This window comes from Escherichia sp. E2562, from assembly GCF_005781075.1.
Lineage (GTDB): Bacteria > Pseudomonadota > Gammaproteobacteria > Enterobacterales > Enterobacteriaceae > Escherichia.
Genome location: NZ_VATM01000004.1, coordinates 260,239 through 276,540 on the forward strand (window position 1 = coordinate 260,239; position 16,302 = coordinate 276,540).

The following is a 16,302-nucleotide window of genomic DNA, read 5'->3' on the forward strand; positions in this document are numbered from 1 at the left end:
ATAACGCGACAGGGTAAATATCTGGCTGCATTTATCATTCCCCAAAACCTTAACATGACTATGGTTTATGGCAATTCACCATAAAAATCAGCATCATGCATGTCATTGATTTGTCTTATTTTGTAAAAATATATCGTTCAAAAAACAAGCACATCTCTGTCAATTTTTTGCGTCATTTGCATCGCACAGGCGACCTACACTTATCAGGCACTACTCGTTGTATTTCTGAGGATGTCATTATGAAAAAGTGCCTCGCACTACTGATTGCCACCGTCCTGAGCGGAATCTCTCTCACGGCTTATGCCGCGCAGCCTCTGAGTAACCAGGACAGCGGTCAGCTACGGCCCGCCGGTACCGTTTCGGCGACCGGCGCATCAAACCTAAGCGATCTGGAGGATAAACTGGCAGAAAAAGCGCGCGAACAAGGCGCGAAAGGTTATGTCATTAATTCCGCAGGCGGAAATGACCAGATGTTCGGTACTGCAACCATCTACAAATAACCCCACCAACGTAACTGCATTCGCCTCTGGATGCAGTTTTCGTCTGTTTTGTAATCAAAAAACATCAAATATGAACGCAATGTAAATAAATGTATTTCTTTTTCGCGCAATGGGTGATAGAAAATCGCGCCAAGTGATAATGCTTATCAAAATTATTATCACTTTCACGAATACTATTACGGGATTAACAGTGGCATCGCATCCGCAGAGATGCTTTCTCGTGACAGTGAAAACTTAAACATATAAGAAAAAGTCACCTGCTAAATGGAAAACAATCGCAATTTCCCTGCCAGACAATTTCATTCGCTCACGTTCTTTGCCGGTCTTTGTATTGGCATCACGCCTGTGGCACAGGCACTCGCCGCCGAAGGGCAAACTAACGCGGATGACACGCTGGTTGTCGAAGCATCAACGCCTTCGCTTTATGCGCCACAACAATCTGCCGATCCGAAATTCTCGCGTCCGGTAGCGGATACGACCCGCACGATGACGGTGATTTCCGAACAGGTGATTAAAGATCAGGGCGCGACTAACCTTACCGACGCACTCAAAAACGTCCCCGGCGTAGGCGCATTTTTTGCTGGTGAGAACGGTAACTCCACCACTGGCGACGCCATTTATATGCGCGGTGCCGATACCTCTAACAGTATTTATATTGATGGCATTCGCGATATCGGCAGCGTCTCGCGCGACACCTTCAATACCGAGCAGGTCGAAGTGATTAAAGGGCCGTCCGGCACCGACTACGGGCGCAGCGCGCCGACGGGCTCGATCAATATGATCAGCAAGCAGCCGCGCAATGATTCCGGCATTGACGCCTCCGCCAGTATTGGCAGCGCCTGGTTCCGCCGCGGCACACTGGACGTCAATCAGGTGATTGGCGATACCTCCGCGGTGCGTCTGAATGTAATGGGCGAAAAAACGCACGATGCCGGACGCGACAAAGTCAAAAATGAGCGTTACGGCGTCGCCCCTTCCGTAGCTTTTGGCCTTGGCACAGCGAATCGTTTGTATCTTAATTATCTGCATGTCACCCAGCACAACACGCCAGACGGCGGCATTCCGACCATCGGTTTGCCGGGCTATTCTGCACCATCTGCGGGAACGGCGGCACTGAATCATTCCGGAAAAGTTGATACGCATAACTTTTATGGTACGGATTCCGATTACGACGATTCGACCACCGATACCGCCACCATGCGTTTTGAGCACGACATCAACGATAACACCACCATTCGCAATACGACTCGATGGTCGCGCGTGAAGCAGGATTACCTGATGACGGCGATTATGGGCGGGGCGTCGAATATTACCCAGCCCACCAGCGATGTGAATACTTGGACCTGGTCACGTACGGCGAACACCAAAGATGTGAGTAATAAAATTCTCACCAACCAGACCAACCTGACTACCACATTTTATACCGGCTCTGTCGGTCATGATGTCAGTACTGGCGTGGAATTTACCCGTGAAACGCAGACTAACTACGGCGTTAATCCGGTGACGTTACCGGCGGTGAATATTTATCATCCTGACAGCAGCATTCATCCCGGCGGCCTGACGCGCAACGGCGCAAACGCCGATGGTCAGACGGATACCTTCGCAATTTATGCCTTCGATACGCTGCAAATCACCCGTGATTTTGAGCTGAACGGCGGGATCCGCCTGGATAATTATCATACTGAATATGACAGTGCCACCGCCTGCGGCGGCAGTGGACGCGGCGCAGTCACCTGCCCTGCTGGCGTGGCAAACGGCTCTCCGGTCACCACCATCGACACTGCCAAGTCGGGCAATCTGGTGAACTGGAAAGCCGGGGCGCTGTATCACCTGACGGAAAACGGCAATGTCTATATTAACTATGCCGTTTCCCAGCAGCCGCCAGGCGGCAACAACTTCGCCCTTGCGCAGTCTGGCAGCGGTAACAGCGCCAGCCGCACCGACTTTAAACCGCAAAAAGCCAACACCAGTGAGATTGGCACCAAATGGCAGGTGCTGGATAAACGCCTGTTGCTTACCGCCGCGCTGTTCCGTACTGATATCGAAAATGAAGTTGAGCAAAACGATGACGGGACTTACTCGCAATACGGTAAGAAACGCGTCGAAGGCTATGAGATATCCGTGGCCGGGAATATCACGCCCGCGTGGCAGGTGATTGGCGGATATACCCAGCAAAAAGCGACCATTAAAAATGGCGCGGACGTGGCTCAGGATGGTTCATCATCACTGCCATATACGCCGGAGCACGCCTTTACCTTATGGAGCCAATATCAGGCAACCGATGATATTTCCGTTGGCGCGGGCGCGCGTTACATCGGCAGTATGCATAAAGGTTCAGACGGCGCGGTGGGAACGCCAGCATTTACCGAAGGTTATTGGGTCGCCGATGCCAAACTGGGGTATCGGGTTAATCGCAATCTCGACTTCCAGCTAAACGTCTACAACCTGTTTGATACCGATTACGTCGCCTCGATCAACAAGAGCGGCTACCGTTATCACCCGGGCGAACCAAGAACGTTCCTGCTCACCGCCAATATGCATTTCTGATTCAGATGTGGGGCGCACGGCCCCACTTTTTGGAGAACTTGTATGATGTACCACATTCCTGGCGTGCTATCGCCACAGGACGTCGCCCGGTTTCGCGAACAACTGGAACAAGCCGAATGGGTTGATGGACGCGTCACCACCGGTGCACAAGGCGCACAAGTTAAGAGCAATCAGCAAGTGGACACCCGTAGCGCCCTGTACGCCGCACTGCAAAATGAGGTGCTGAACGCGGTTAACCAACATGCTTTGTTCTTTGCCGCTGCCTTGCCGCGTACCCTTTCCACACCGCTGTTTAATCGCTATCAGAACAATGAAACTTATGGTTTTCATGTGGATGGCGCAGTACGCAGTCATCCACAAAACGGCTGGATGCGCACTGACCTTTCAGCCACGCTGTTTTTGAGCGATCCACAAAGCTACGACGGCGGCGAACTGGTCGTTAATGACACCTTTGGACAACATCGGGTAAAACTTCCGGCAGGCGATCTGGTGTTGTACCCCTCCAGCAGCCTGCACTGCGTGACACCCGTCACCCGCGGCGTGCGAGTGGCATCATTTATGTGGATCCAGTCGATGATCCGCGATGATAAAAAGCGCGCCATGCTGTTTGAACTGGACAACAATATTCAGTCGCTGAAAAGCCGCTATGGCGAAAGTGAAGAGATCCTGTCGCTGCTCAATCTTTATCATAATCTGCTGCGGGAATGGTCGGAGATCTGACGCTTGAACTGCCCGAGTTCGTCCCTATATTAGCTACACTTAACTGTACAAGCATTGATATGGGGGGGACGATATGGCATCCGGTTGGGCTAACGATGACGCCGTCAACGAACAGATCAACAGTACAATTGAAGATGCGATTGCTCGCGCTCGGGATGAAATTCCGCGTGGCGAAAGCCTGTATGAATGTGAAGAGTGTGGCGCCCCCATCCCGCAGGCCCGTCGGGAAGCCATTCCTGGCGTGCGCTTATGCATTCATTGTCAGCAGGAGAAAGATTTACAAAAACCAGCTTATACAGGATATAATCGCAGAGGTTCGAAAGACAGCCAGTTACGTTAACTGCAACTGGCGCGATGCATAGCGAGTATAATTTGTATTTTGCGTGGCATTCCGTGCCTTTAACGCTACCGTGACTGCCACGCGATATAAAACGGGTCCATAAGTACAACAAATAAATGGTTTATCAATATGTTAGATATCAATCAATTTATTTGAACAAGGCGGTCAATTCTCTTCGATTTTATCTCTCGAAAAAAAACGTGATACTCATCACATCGACGAAACAACGTCACTTAAACAAAAATCACCTGCGAGAGATTAATTATGAAAACTATCAATACTGTTGTTGCTGCTATGGCTCTTTCAACTCTGTCATTTGGCGTGTTCGCCGCGGAACCGGTAACGGCATCCCAGGCACAGAGCATGAACAAAATCGGCGTAGTTTCTGCCGATGGCGCATCCACCCTCGATGCCCTGGAAGCGAAACTGGCTGAGAAAGCTGCGGCAGCCGGTGCTAGTGGCTACAGCATTACTTCCGCCACCAACACTAATAAATTAAGTGGTACCGCGGTAATTTATAAGTAATTCGTAAGCCGGATCAAGCGTTTACGCTACATCCAGCACAAGTATTTCCCTGTCTGTTTGCCGACAGACGCATGTGCTCTAACCCTCATTGATCCTATGTTACCCTTGTTTGCCCGTCCGATACTGGACGGGCTTTTTTTAGCTGGCTAATTGTTAGCAGAAAGCCTGCAACGTCTCTTCTGACATACCAACCTGTCGCGCTGCATCGCAAATGGCCTGCCAGCTCCCAGCATCCAATGGAATCCCCTGCTCCTGCCGTTCACGACGCGTGTTCACTTCCCACTCGCCCGGTAGCAAAATCGGCTTATCTTCATCATGCGGCGAAGCTTTCACCCACTGGGTAAAGGCTTCTGTTTGCGCTGTGCACTCCGGCGCACCAAACAACTCCGGATTAACGATAATAGTGGTCATACAGTTAAAACCGGCATCGGGGCTACTTTGCAATGTGTCCTGATGGGTAGTTTTACCGCCAGAAAGCGCACCACCAAGAATTTCGCACATCACCGCCATAGCATAACCTTTATGTTCAGCAAAACTCAGCAACGCTCCCAACGGTGGCTCCTGCATTACCGCCGGATTGGTCGTTGGCACACCGTTAGCATCAATCAGGCAACCTGGCGGCACGGGTACGCCTTTATGCCAGGCGACACGCGTTTTACCAAACGCAATGGTGCTGGTCGCGTAATCAAGCAGCAGCGGGAAACCATCTTTTCGAGGAAAGACGACGCAAAACGGATTTGTGCCTAAGCGACTGTCCCGGCCACGGAATGGCGCAACAGCCTTACTCCCGACCACACTGACAAAGTGGATAGAGACGAATCCCGCCGCCGCGCTCTGTTCCGCCCAATAACCGATACGCCCGATATGATGTGAGTTACTCAGCGCTATGGCGGCAATGCCGTGCTGGCGTGCTTTTTCAATCCCCAGCGCCATTGCCTCATATGCAGCTACCTGACCGCATGCACGATCGCCATCAAGCGTGACCATTGCCCCCGCATCTTTGACAATTTTAGCGTGATGGTTGAGTTGCAGATAACCCTGCTGCCAGGAACGCACATAGTTCGGGATCATGCCAATACCATGTGAATCATGTCCTGCCAGATTTGCCGCAATTAAATGATCTGCTACTAGTTTTGCTTCCTGTTCCTCGCTACCCATCTGACGAAACACAGCCAGGATAAAGTTGTGCAGCGTCTGGGCATCAAAGCGACGACCACTTTCCATGGTTAACTCCTTTTATGTTATATGCCTGTTGCTTTTTTATGCTGCGCGCCGCACACGGGAAGGTCAATCAAGATGCTGCACTTTGATTTTGCTGGGGAGTAAAGACCGGATGACAGTGATCATCCGGCTGGGGGAGAACTTAAAATGATTGTTTAACGCGCGCCAGACCGTCGTTAACGGTTGCCACTTCACCCGCCGCCAGCAGGCAGCAAGCCATCTGGATTTTCAGCGACTCGGGAATCGGTTCGCTGCCAGCCAGGCAACGTTCAATCCACTGCGCCGTGGTTTCCGGGTCTTTTGCTTGTGGCAGTAGCTCGTTGCCAGCAGTGTCCTGTTTTTCATACAGCACCCGCATCCCTTCACGGTCGATCAAATTGATTTGCGGGCAGCGTTGCGGATTAGCATAAACTTCACCTTCGGTGCCATGCATTAACAGCGCTCGTCCGCCAATATCGCTAAAGAATTTTGCGACTCGCCCGATATATTCCGGATGCGAAACGCTGGAAAGACGCAGCGCCTCACCTTCGGCAAATGGCGTCGCCAGTTTCGCCAGGGTATGCGCACTGTTACGCACGCCCATCCGCCAGCGCATCGCCAGTTGTTTTTCCAGCGGCGGGCAAAACGCGCCTACAGGCATAAACACCGGTTGATGTTCGTCGAGCTTCGCCTGCGCCTGCCCGGCATGTAGCGTTGGCGTAATACCCATCAGTTCGAAAATGGTTTCGGTCAGCACGCGGGTTGGATCTTCGCTAACGCCGTGAACCACCACAGGAAAACCGAGTTTGTGTAGCAGAAGTGCCAGCAACGGCGTCAGGTTGGCCTGTTTACGCGCACCGTTGTAACTGGGGATGACAATGGGCATCGGCTTGCCGGTAGGCGGCGTCAGCTTGATGGTGTGATTTTGCATGGCTTCGTAAAAGCCGAGCATCTCTGCTTCCCCTTCCCCTTTGATACGCAGCGCAATCAATACGCCGCCCAGCTCGAGGTCAGGGACTTCACCGTTGAGCATATGGGCATACAGACCGCGCGCAGTATCCCGGTCTAAATCGCGCGCGTGGTTTTTCCCGCGCCCGATCTCTTTAATGATTTTGCGATAGTCCATTTACGACTCCTTACCTGACTCACATCATTAACGCCGCCGACGGCGTGGGGATTTCGCTTTTTCTTTCTTTTTAACTATACCTTCAGGGACTTCCGGTTGCTCAATCGGAAATACCGGTAATGCATCCAGTAGTCGCTTGCCATAGTTTTTGGTCAGCAAGCGTTTATCGTAAATCACCACTTCCCCCCAGCAGCCGTGGCTTCGGATCAAACGCCCAACCTGCTGGATCAGGTTAAACGAGGCGCTCGGCAGGCTTTGCACCTCAAACGGATAGCGGTTGAGGCTTTTCAGCCATTCTCCTTCGGTGATCACCACCGGGCTGTCAATAGGCGGAAAAGCGATTTTGTGGATATGCACCTGGCTGAGAAGATCGCCTTTCAAATCCAGCCCTTCGGCAAAAGACTGTAAACCCACCAGTACGCTGCGCTCACCGTTGGCGACGCGTTTGCGATGCAGTTCAACTAAACGGTAACGCGGCTGATCGCCCTGCACCAGCAACATCAACCGTAAATCCGTCACATAGTCGAGAAACCGCTGCATCGCACGCCCACTGGCAAACAGCACTAACATACCGAGATGTTTTTTACTCTCTACCTGCTCACGGAAGAACGCCGCCATTTCAGCAATGTGCTGTTCTTCGTTGTCAATGGAAGGCTCAAAGCGCATCCGAGGAATAACAATTTTGCCCTGTTCGCAGTGGTTGAAGGGAGAATCCAGCGCCACAAAGCGGTCGCCCGCTTTCTCTTTCAGCCCGCTCATCTCCTGCAAACGCGAAAAACTGTTCAGCGATCGCAAGGTCGCGGAGGTGACAATAATGTGCGGAATACTGCGCCACAGCAGCCTTTCCAGCTGATCGCTAACACGTATTCCCACGCAGTGAAACCAGAGATGCAGCTGCCCGTCGCGCTCTTCCCGCGTCGCCCATTTGGTCACTGGCGCACCGGAAGATTGCGCCAGCGAGGCCAGCCGCCAGAGTTTGCTTTGCGCCTCAAACATCCCCAGCGCGCGGTTCATCTGCAAAATCAAACGGTGCAGACGCACAATGTCATGAGTACCAGTTTTCTCGCTTAAATCGTTAAGAAATAACTCCGCCAGACCACGCAGCATCTCGGTGAGTTTTGCCAGCCGCTGGCAGATCTCCAGCACTTCATCAGGCAGTTCGCCCATCGCAAAACGGTGTTCTGCCTCCTGTCCGGCAGGCATATAGAGATTGAGGATGTTGTTTAACGAGGCGATAAGCTCATACAACTCTTCACAATGCGCATTCAAACGCTCAGGGATCGCCAGCGGCGGGATGGTCTTCGGGCGAAACTGCTCCATGCAGGTAGCGACCAGTTTGGTGAACAAGTCCAGCTGTAGCCGATACCACGGTGCGGTGATTTCGGCGCTCATCTCCAGCGCATCCCGCGCTACATCCGGCAGGTGATGACCTTCGTCCAGCACCAGCAGCAGATTTTTCGGGTCAGGTAATACGGCTTCGCTTTCCATCGCCGCCATCACCAGCGCATGGTTTGCCACCACCACTTCCGCTTCCTGAATCTCCCGACGGGCAACAAAAAACGGGCATTCGCGATAGTAATAACAGTTGCGGTTAAGGCAACTGGCCTTGTCGGTACTCAAACGACGCCAGAGATCGTCATCTATAGCGATATCAGTATGATCGCGCAGACCGTCCCATTTATAAGTGTCGAGATCGCCCTTCAGCTTCGCACAACGTTTTTGCTCTTCCTGATTATTTGGCGTCAGTTCGTCGTCAAGAAACGCCAGCAGATCCTGTTGCGTGGGTTCAGTGCTGGCGAGCGCCGTCAGGTTACGCGGGCAAACGTAGCGCCCACGCCCAAAAGCGGCAGTGAATTTAAGATCGGGAATGATCTTTTTCAGCAGCGGTAAATCTTTGCTGTAGATCTGATCCTGCAACGCCACGTTGGCGGTACTCACCACCAGCGTTTTTTGCTCTTCGCGGGCAATGGCGATGCCGGGAATCAAATAGGAGAGCGTTTTCCCAACGCCGGTGGGCGCTTCAATCGCCAGATGCCGCCCTTCTTCTCCGGCCAGCGTTTTGGCGACGTCCGCAATCATCTGCCGCTGCGGCGCACGGGGAATAAAGTCGGGGATCTGTTCCTGAAGCGCCTTATACCAGGCGGCGATTTGCGCTTTAAGCGCGGCGGTTAATGCCATGAGAAAACCTGAAATACTGTATAAACAGCCAATATTGTGGCATTTTTCGGTTTTCAGGGGTAATGGTTTTTCTGTTTCTGGAAAGCGGCTCGCAATAACGTTTACTGGAGGTGAGATTTTCCCGCAGCAGAAGAAGCATCATTGCGTAGTAAAAGACAATGCACGCAGGCTTATTGCGCTGGCGGCCATTGCAGGGCGGTATGTAAAACACGCAATACCGAGAGCGTATCGCCCTCCACTTGATAGATAAGCACATAATGCGGCCTGACAACGGCTTCATGTGTACCAGCGACTCGTCCGGCCCGGTACATATCCGGGCGTTCACATGCCTGTTCCGCAATGGCTTCAAATTGATTATCCAGGGCAATTGCCGCTTGCGGATTATCTTTACTGATGTATTTCATGATTTGCTCCCTGTCAGACAGGGACATTGGCTTCCATTCCAGACGCATTAATCCCCCTTCAACAAGGCTTTTTTACGGGCAGCAAATAGACTTTTGGCCTCTTCATGAGAGAGCGCCGGGCGTGGATCGTCAATGGCGGCCAGCACCTGTTCACGAAACCAGGCATCATACGCGGCAGCTTCATGAGCTCGTTTTAATGCCTCTGCCCTGTCAGGTCGGGTCGTTTTCTTCTGACCGTCCGGGTCGTAATTAGAGGCGTCGACTTCAAACCGGGCAATACCAACATCTTTCAGGTAGTTGACAACCGTTTCCAGCCGTTTAAACAAGCGAATTTGCCGACTGCGTTGTGCTGCAAGAGGCCGTTCAGTGTGGCCGTATTTCACGGTCAACGACCAGCCTCCCTGGGTGCCAATAACATGTGCTGCATCCACTACGCCAGATTCAACCAGTTTATGTAAGGTTGAGTGATCGATCGTTTCTGGTGCCATAATGCGCTAACCTTTTTGTATATGTCATGCAATTTATAATTAAAGATAGCGCAATTAATAATAAATTGCATTTTTTGATCGTAAATTGTCCAGGGTGAAATTGCGGTAGAAAGAGACTTGTTGCGAAGATGCCGGGCATAGCCCGGCATAAAAGATTATTGAGCTACGGCAGGTTTACGCGGACGGCGACGACGTTGTTGCTCACCAGCCGGTTTGGCATCGCCGAGGCGACGAGACGGTTTTTCTGCGGGCTTCGCATTACCAGACTTCGCACCACCTTCAGCGCGGCGTGGTTGCTGTTGACCGCGACCACCACCTTGCCCACGACCGCCGCCACCACGTTGCTGGCGACCATTCTGGATTGGTTCCGCTTTGATTGACGGGTCCGGCTCATAGCCCGGAATCGCAATGCGCGGGATCTCTTTTTTCAGCAGTTTTTCGATATCACGCAGCAGCTTGTGTTCATCAACACATACCAGCGACAACGCTTCACCGGTAGCTGCGGCACGACCGGTACGCCCGATACGGTGGACATAATCCTCCGGTACGTTTGGCAGTTCATAGTTGACGACGTGCGGCAACTCTTCGATATCCAGACCGCGCGCAGCGATGTCAGTTGCCACCAGTACACGAATATCGCCCGATTTAAAATCGGCCAGCGCACGAGTACGCGCACCTTGCGATTTATTACCGTGGATCGCCGCACTACGGATGCCATCTTTATTGAGCTGTTCCGCCAAATGGTTAGCGCCATGTTTGGTACGGGTAAACACCAGCACCTGCTGCCAGTTCCCTTTACCAATCATATGCGACAGCAATTCGCGTTTGCGTTTCTTATCGACAAAGTGAACGTGCTGGGTCACCTGATCAGACGCGGTATTGCGGCGTGCCACTTCGATTTCCAGCGGGTTGTGTAGCAGCTTTTCTGCCAGCGCTTTAATGTCGTCAGAGAAAGTGGCGGAGAACAGCAGGTTCTGGCGCTTCGCTGGCAGTTTTGTTAACACGCGACGAATATCGTGGATAAAGCCCATGTCGAGCATGCGGTCAGCTTCATCGAGGACGAGGATTTCTATCTGGTCCAGCTTCACCGCATTCTGATGTTCCAGGTCCAGCAAACGCCCCGGCGTTGCCACCAGCACATCAACGCCGCCACGCAGTTTCATCATCTGCGGGTTAATGCTCACACCACCAAACACCACCAGCGAACGAATGTTCAGGTATTTGCTGTAATCACGGACGTTTTCGCCAATCTGCGCCGCCAGTTCACGTGTCGGGGTAAGAATGAGCGCACGAACCGGACGACGCCCTTTGGCGTGCGGCTCGCGGGAAATCAGGTGTTGTAGTAGCGGCAACGTAAAGCCCGCTGTTTTGCCCGTGCCGGTCTGGGCACTGGCCATCAGGTCGCGGCCTTCCAGCACCGCAGGGATCGCCTGCTGCTGAATAGGGGTGGGTTCACGGTAACCTTGCTCGGCAACGGCGCGCAGGATATCAGGGCTTAAACCCAAAGAATCGAAAGACATAACTACTCCGAACCGCCCCGACCGTTACCGGTGTAGTTTTCAGGGAGATACTGAAAAGGAAAATGACAAAAACCACAATGTCATGAGGGAGCGGAGTGTAGCAGTTTTTGTGACGCAGCGCATAAATTATCCCTGTGACTGGCGTTGCTAAAATTCCTGGCCATACTGGACAACGCTAAAAATGAGTCATAATCTTAATCAATCATTTGATTAAGAATGGGCTGTGCTATGAATAGTCCTGCCATGACAACCAAAGGTGAACAGGCGAAAAAACAGCTGATTGCTGCGGCACTGGCACAGTTTGGTGAGTATGGAATGAACGCCACCACCCGCGATATCGCCGCCCAGGCCGGGCAGAATATCGCTGCCATTACCTATTACTTCGGTTCGAAAGAAGATTTGTACCTCGCCTGCGCCCAGTGGATTGCCGATTTTATTGGCGAGCAGTTCCGTCCGCACGCCGAGGAAGCCGAACGCTTGTTCGCACAACCACAGCCGGATCGCGCCGCTATCCGCGAACTGATCCTTCGCGCCTGCAGAAACATGATCCAACTGCTCACCCAGGATGACACCGTCAACCTCAGCAAGTTTATCTCCCGTGAACAGCTCTCTCCCACGGCGGCCTACCATCTGGTGCATGAACAGGTGATTAGCCCGCTACACAGCCACCTGACACGCCTGATTGCCGCCTGGACCGGCTGCGACGCCAATGACACCCGCATGATCCTTCATACCCATGCGTTGATTGGTGAGATTCTGGCGTTTCGTCTCGGCAAAGAAACGATTCTGTTACGTACCGGCTGGACCGCGTTCGATGAAGAAAAGACCGAACTGATTAACCAGACGGTAACCTGTCATATCGACCTGATTTTGCAAGGATTATCGCAAAGGAGTTTGTAGTGATGAAAAAACCTGTCGTGATTGGACTGGCGGTAGTGGTACTTGCCGCCGTGATTGCCGGAGGCTACTGGTGGTATCAAAGTCGCCAGGATAACGGCCTGACGCTGTATGGCAATGTGGATATTCGCACCGTAAATCTGAGCTTCCGTGTCGGTGGTCGCGTTGAATCGCTGGCGGTGGACGAAGGTGATGCGATCAAAGCGGGTCAGGTGCTGGGCGAGCTGGATCACAAGCCATATGAGATTGCGCTGATGCAGGCGAAAGCGGGCGTTTCGGTGGCGCAGGCGCAGTATGACCTGATGCTTGCCGGGTATCGCGATGAAGAAATCGCTCAGGCTGCCGCCGCTGTAAAACAGGCACAGGCCGCTTATGACTATGCACAGAACTTCTATGCTCGTCAGCAAGGATTGTGGAAAAGCCGCACCATTTCGGCAAATGACCTGGAAAATGCCCGCTCCTCGCGCGACCAGGCGCAAGCCACGCTGAAATCAGCACAGGATAAATTGCGTCAGTACCGTTCCGGTAACCGTGAACAGGACATCGCCCAGGCGAAAGCCAGCCTCGAACAGGCGCAGGCGCAACTGGCGCAGGCGGAGCTGAATTTACAGGACTCAACGCTGGTAGCTCCGTCTGATGGCACGCTGTTAACCCGCGCGGTGGAGCCAGGCACGGTCCTCAATGAAGGTGGCACGGTGTTTACCGTCTCACTGACACGTCCGGTGTGGGTGCGCGCTTATGTTGATGAACGTAACCTTGACCAGGCCCAGCCGGGACGCAAAGTGCTGCTTTATACCGATGGTCGCCCGAATAAGCCCTATCACGGACAAATTGGCTTTGTCTCGCCAACCGCTGAATTTACGCCGAAAACCGTCGAAACGCCGGATCTGCGTACCGACCTCGTCTATCGCCTGCGTATTGTGGTGACCGACGCCGATGATGCGTTACGCCAGGGAATGCCGGTGACGGTACAATTCGGTAACGAGGCAGGACATGAATGATGCCGTTATCACGCTGAACGGCCTGGAAAAACGCTTTCCGGGCATGGACAAGCCCGCCGTCGCGCCGCTCGATTGTACCATTCATGCCGGTTATGTGACGGGGCTGGTGGGGCCGGACGGTGCGGGCAAAACCACGCTGATGCGGATGCTGGCGGGATTACTGAAACCCGACAGCGGCAGCGCCACGGTGATGGGCTTTGATCCGATCAAAAACGACGCTGCGCTGCACGCCGTTCTCGGCTATATGCCGCAGAAATTCGGTCTGTATGAAGATCTGACGGTGATGGAGAACCTCAATCTGTACGCGGATTTGCGCAGCGTCACCGGTGAAGCACGTAAACAGACTTTTGCTCGCCTGCTGGAGTTTACGTCTCTTGGCCCGTTTACCGGACGGCTGGCGGGCAAGCTCTCCGGCGGGATGAAGCAAAAACTCGGCCTGGCCTGTACCCTAGTGGGCGAACCGAAAGTGTTGCTGCTCGATGAGCCCGGCGTCGGCGTTGACCCTATCTCACGGCGCGAACTGTGGCAGATGGTGCATGAGCTGGCAGGCGAAGGAATGTTAATTCTCTGGAGCACCTCGTATCTCGACGAAGCCGAACAGTGCCGTGACGTGTTACTGATGAACGAAGGCGAGCTGCTGTATCAGGGAGAACCGACGGCCCTGACGCAAACCATGGCCGGACGCAGCTTTCTGATGACCAGCCCGCACGAGGGCAACCGCAAACTGCTACAACGCGCCTTGAAACTACCGCAGGTCAGCGACGGCATGATTCAGGGGAAATCGGTACGCCTGATCCTCAAAAAAGAGGCCACGCCAGACGATATTCGCCATGCCGACGGGATGCCGGAAATCGACATTAGCCCAACCACGCCCCGCTTTGAAGATGCGTTTATTGATTTGCTGGGCGGTGCCGGAACCTCGGAATCGCCGCTGGGCGCAATATTACATACGGTGGAAGGCACACCTGGCGAGACGGTGATCGAAGCGAAAGAACTGACCAAGAAATTTGGTGATTTTGCCGCCACCGATCACGTCAATTTTGCCGTTAAACGTGGGGAGATTTTTGGTTTGCTCGGGCCAAACGGCGCGGGTAAATCAACCACCTTTAAGATGATGTGCGGTTTGCTGGTGCCGACCTCTGGTCAGGCGCTGGTGCTGGGGATGGATCTGAAAGAGAGTTCAGGTAAAGCGCGCCAGCATCTCGGCTATATGGCGCAAAAGTTTTCGCTCTACGGCAACCTGACGGTCGAACAGAATTTACGTTTTTTTTCTGGTGTGTATGGCTTACGCGGTCGGGCGCAGAACGAAAAAATCTCCCGTATGAGCGAGGCATTTGGCCTGAAAAGTATTGCCTCACACGCCACCGATGAACTGCCATTAGGTTTTAAACAGCGGCTGGCACTGGCCTGTTCGCTGATGCATGAACCGGACATTCTGTTTCTCGATGAACCAACTTCCGGCGTTGATCCCCTCACCCGCCGTGAATTTTGGCTGCATATCAACAGCATGGTAGAGAAAGGCGTCACGGTGATGGTCACCACGCACTTTATGGATGAAGCGGAATATTGCGACCGCATCGGCCTGGTGTACCGTGGGAAATTAATCGCCAGCGGCACGCCGGACGATTTGAAAGCACAGTCGGCTAACAATGAGCAACCCGATCCCACTATGGAGCAAGCCTTTATTCAGCTGATCCACGACTGGGATAAGGAGCATGGCAATGAGTAATCCGATCCTTTCCTGGCGTCGCGTGCGGGCGCTGTGCGTCAAAGAGACGCGGCAGATCGTTCGCGATCCGAGTAGCTGGCTGATTGCGGTGGTGATCCCGCTGTTGCTGCTGTTTATTTTTGGTTACGGCATTAACCTCGACTCCAGCAAGCTGCGGGTCGGGATTTTGCTGGAACAGCGTAGCGAAGCGGCGCTGGATTTCACCCACACCATGACCGGTTCGCCCTACATCGACGCCACCATCAGCGATAACCGTCAGGAACTGATCGCCAAAATGCAGGCGGGAAAAATTCGTGGTCTGGTGGTGATTCCGGTGGATTTCGCCGAACAGATGGAGCGCGCCAACGCCACCGCACCGATTCAGGTGATCACCGACGGCAGTGAGCCGAATACCGCTAACTTTGTGCAGGGGTATGTCGAAGGGATCTGGCAGATCTGGCAAATGCAGCGAGCGGAGGATAACGGGCAGACTTTTGAACCGCTTATTGATGTACAAACCCGCTACTGGTTTAACCCGGCGGCGATAAGCCAACACTTTATTATCCCCGGTGCGGTGACCATCATCATGACGGTCATCGGCGCGATTCTCACCTCGCTGGTGGTGGCGCGAGAATGGGAACGCGGCACCATGGAGGCTTTGCTCTCTACGGAGATTACCCGCACGGAACTGCTGCTGTGTAAGCTGATCCCTTATTACTTCCTCGGTATGCTGGCGATGTTGCTGTGTATGCTGGTGTCGGTGTTTATTCTCGGCGTGCCGTATCGCGGGTCGCTGCTGATTCTGTTTTTTATCTCCAGCCTGTTTTTACTCAGTACCCTGGGGATGGGGCTGCTGATTTCAACGATTACCCGCAACCAGTTCAACGCCGCTCAGGTCGCCCTGAACGCCGCGTTCCTGCCGTCGATTATGCTTTCCGGCTTTATATTTCAGATAGACAGTATGCCCGCGGTGATCCGCGCGGTGACGTACATTATTCCCGCACGTTATTTCGTCAGCACCCTGCAAAGCCTGTTCCTCGCCGGGAATATTCCAGTGGTGCTGGTGGTGAACGTGCTGTTTTTGATCGCTTCGGCGGTGATGTTTATCGGCCTGACATGGCTTAAAACCAAACGTCGGCTGGATTAGG

16 protein-coding genes are annotated in these 16,302 nt (G+C 53.2%); 9 read left to right on the forward strand and 7 right to left on the reverse strand.

The features are described from left to right. Nucleotides 1–239 precede the first annotated feature (239 nt). From mcbA to ybiJ, 5 genes are all read left to right on the forward strand, one after another. Nucleotides 240–500: a DUF1471 family periplasmic protein McbA gene (mcbA, locus tag FEK43_RS08135; protein ID WP_130205133.1), complete on the forward strand. Its 261-nt coding sequence runs from the start codon at nt 240–242 to the stop codon at nt 498–500. Between the two features lie 264 nt (nt 501–764). Then, the gene (locus FEK43_RS08140) at nt 765–3,047 is read left to right on the forward strand and encodes a catecholate siderophore receptor Fiu (RefSeq protein WP_135406245.1); all 2,283 of its coding nucleotides are present in this window, start codon (nt 765–767) and stop codon (nt 3,045–3,047) included. A gap of 42 nt (nt 3,048–3,089) precedes the next feature. Continuing rightward, the gene (ybiX, locus tag FEK43_RS08145; RefSeq protein ID WP_130205129.1) at nt 3,090–3,767 is read left to right on the forward strand and encodes a PKHD-type hydroxylase YbiX; all 678 of its coding nucleotides are present in this window, start codon (nt 3,090–3,092) and stop codon (nt 3,765–3,767) included. A gap of 73 nt (nt 3,768–3,840) precedes the next feature. Continuing rightward, nucleotides 3,841–4,107 carry a C4-type zinc finger protein YbiI gene (ybiI, locus tag FEK43_RS08150; RefSeq protein WP_130259772.1) on the forward strand — a complete coding sequence of 89 codons (267 nt, stop codon included), beginning with the start codon at nt 3,841–3,843 and terminating at the stop codon, nt 4,105–4,107. 264 nt (nt 4,108–4,371) lie between these two features. Beyond that, nucleotides 4,372–4,632 (forward strand): DUF1471 family protein YbiJ, encoded by a 261-nt coding sequence (gene ybiJ / locus FEK43_RS08155; RefSeq protein ID WP_130259773.1) that lies wholly within the window; start codon nt 4,372–4,374, stop codon nt 4,630–4,632. Between the two features lie 13 nt (nt 4,633–4,645). Here the strand turns inward: ybiJ and ybiE are convergent, their stop codons facing one another. The 7 genes from ybiE to rhlE form a co-directional block, all read right to left on the reverse strand. Beyond that, nucleotides 4,646–4,705 (reverse strand): protein YbiE, encoded by a 60-nt coding sequence (gene ybiE / locus FEK43_RS23035; RefSeq protein ID WP_240783005.1) that lies wholly within the window; start codon nt 4,703–4,705, stop codon nt 4,646–4,648. An 80-nt stretch (nt 4,706–4,785) separates the two neighbouring features. Next, a complete protein-coding gene (locus tag FEK43_RS08160; protein WP_135406244.1) occupies nt 4,786–5,856 on the reverse strand; it encodes a malate/lactate/ureidoglycolate dehydrogenase in 1,071 nt (356 codons plus the stop codon). Nucleotides 5,857–5,995: 139 nt separating this feature from the next. Then, nucleotides 5,996–6,958, reverse strand: coding sequence for a DNA-binding protein YbiB (ybiB, locus tag FEK43_RS08165; RefSeq protein WP_135406243.1), 963 nt, complete (start codon nt 6,956–6,958; stop codon nt 5,996–5,998). Between the two features lie 27 nt (nt 6,959–6,985). Beyond that, on the reverse strand, nt 6,986–9,136 hold the full coding sequence (dinG, locus tag FEK43_RS08170) for an ATP-dependent DNA helicase DinG (RefSeq protein ID WP_135406242.1): 2,151 nt from the start codon (nt 9,134–9,136) through the stop codon (nt 6,986–6,988). A 170-nt stretch (nt 9,137–9,306) separates the two neighbouring features. Next, nucleotides 9,307–9,588, reverse strand: coding sequence for a type II toxin-antitoxin system RelE/ParE family toxin (locus FEK43_RS08175; protein ID WP_135406241.1), 282 nt, complete (start codon nt 9,586–9,588; stop codon nt 9,307–9,309). Next, nucleotides 9,588–10,028 carry a hypothetical protein gene (locus FEK43_RS08180; RefSeq protein WP_135406240.1) on the reverse strand — a complete coding sequence of 147 codons (441 nt, stop codon included), beginning with the start codon at nt 10,026–10,028 and terminating at the stop codon, nt 9,588–9,590. Before FEK43_RS08180 ends, FEK43_RS08175 begins: the two co-directional genes overlap by 1 nt. Before the next feature lie 155 nt (nt 10,029–10,183). After that, nucleotides 10,184–11,548, reverse strand: a complete 1,365-nt coding sequence (gene rhlE, locus FEK43_RS08185) for an ATP-dependent RNA helicase RhlE (protein WP_135406239.1) — start codon at nt 11,546–11,548, stop codon at nt 10,184–10,186. Between the two features lie 228 nt (nt 11,549–11,776). On the opposite strand from rhlE, the gene cecR reads away from it, so the two are divergent. From cecR to FEK43_RS08205, 4 genes are read left to right on the forward strand one after another with little or no spacing between them, the layout of a single operon-like run. Next, nucleotides 11,777–12,448, forward strand: coding sequence for a DNA-binding transcriptional regulator CecR (gene cecR, locus FEK43_RS08190; protein WP_024191852.1), 672 nt, complete (start codon nt 11,777–11,779; stop codon nt 12,446–12,448). A gap of 2 nt (nt 12,449–12,450) precedes the next feature. Beyond that, nucleotides 12,451–13,446 (forward strand): secretion protein HlyD, encoded by a 996-nt coding sequence (gene hlyD / locus FEK43_RS08195; protein ID WP_130205709.1) that lies wholly within the window; start codon nt 12,451–12,453, stop codon nt 13,444–13,446. After that, entirely contained in the window at nt 13,439–15,175 is a 1,737-nt protein-coding gene (locus FEK43_RS08200) for an ATP-binding cassette domain-containing protein (protein WP_135406238.1), read from the forward strand. The genes hlyD and FEK43_RS08200 overlap by 8 nt, the downstream gene beginning before the upstream one ends. After that, the gene (locus FEK43_RS08205; protein ID WP_000070131.1) at nt 15,168–16,301 is read left to right on the forward strand and encodes an ABC transporter permease; all 1,134 of its coding nucleotides are present in this window, start codon (nt 15,168–15,170) and stop codon (nt 16,299–16,301) included. The genes FEK43_RS08200 and FEK43_RS08205 overlap by 8 nt, the downstream gene beginning before the upstream one ends. Nucleotide 16,302 lies beyond the last annotated feature (1 nt).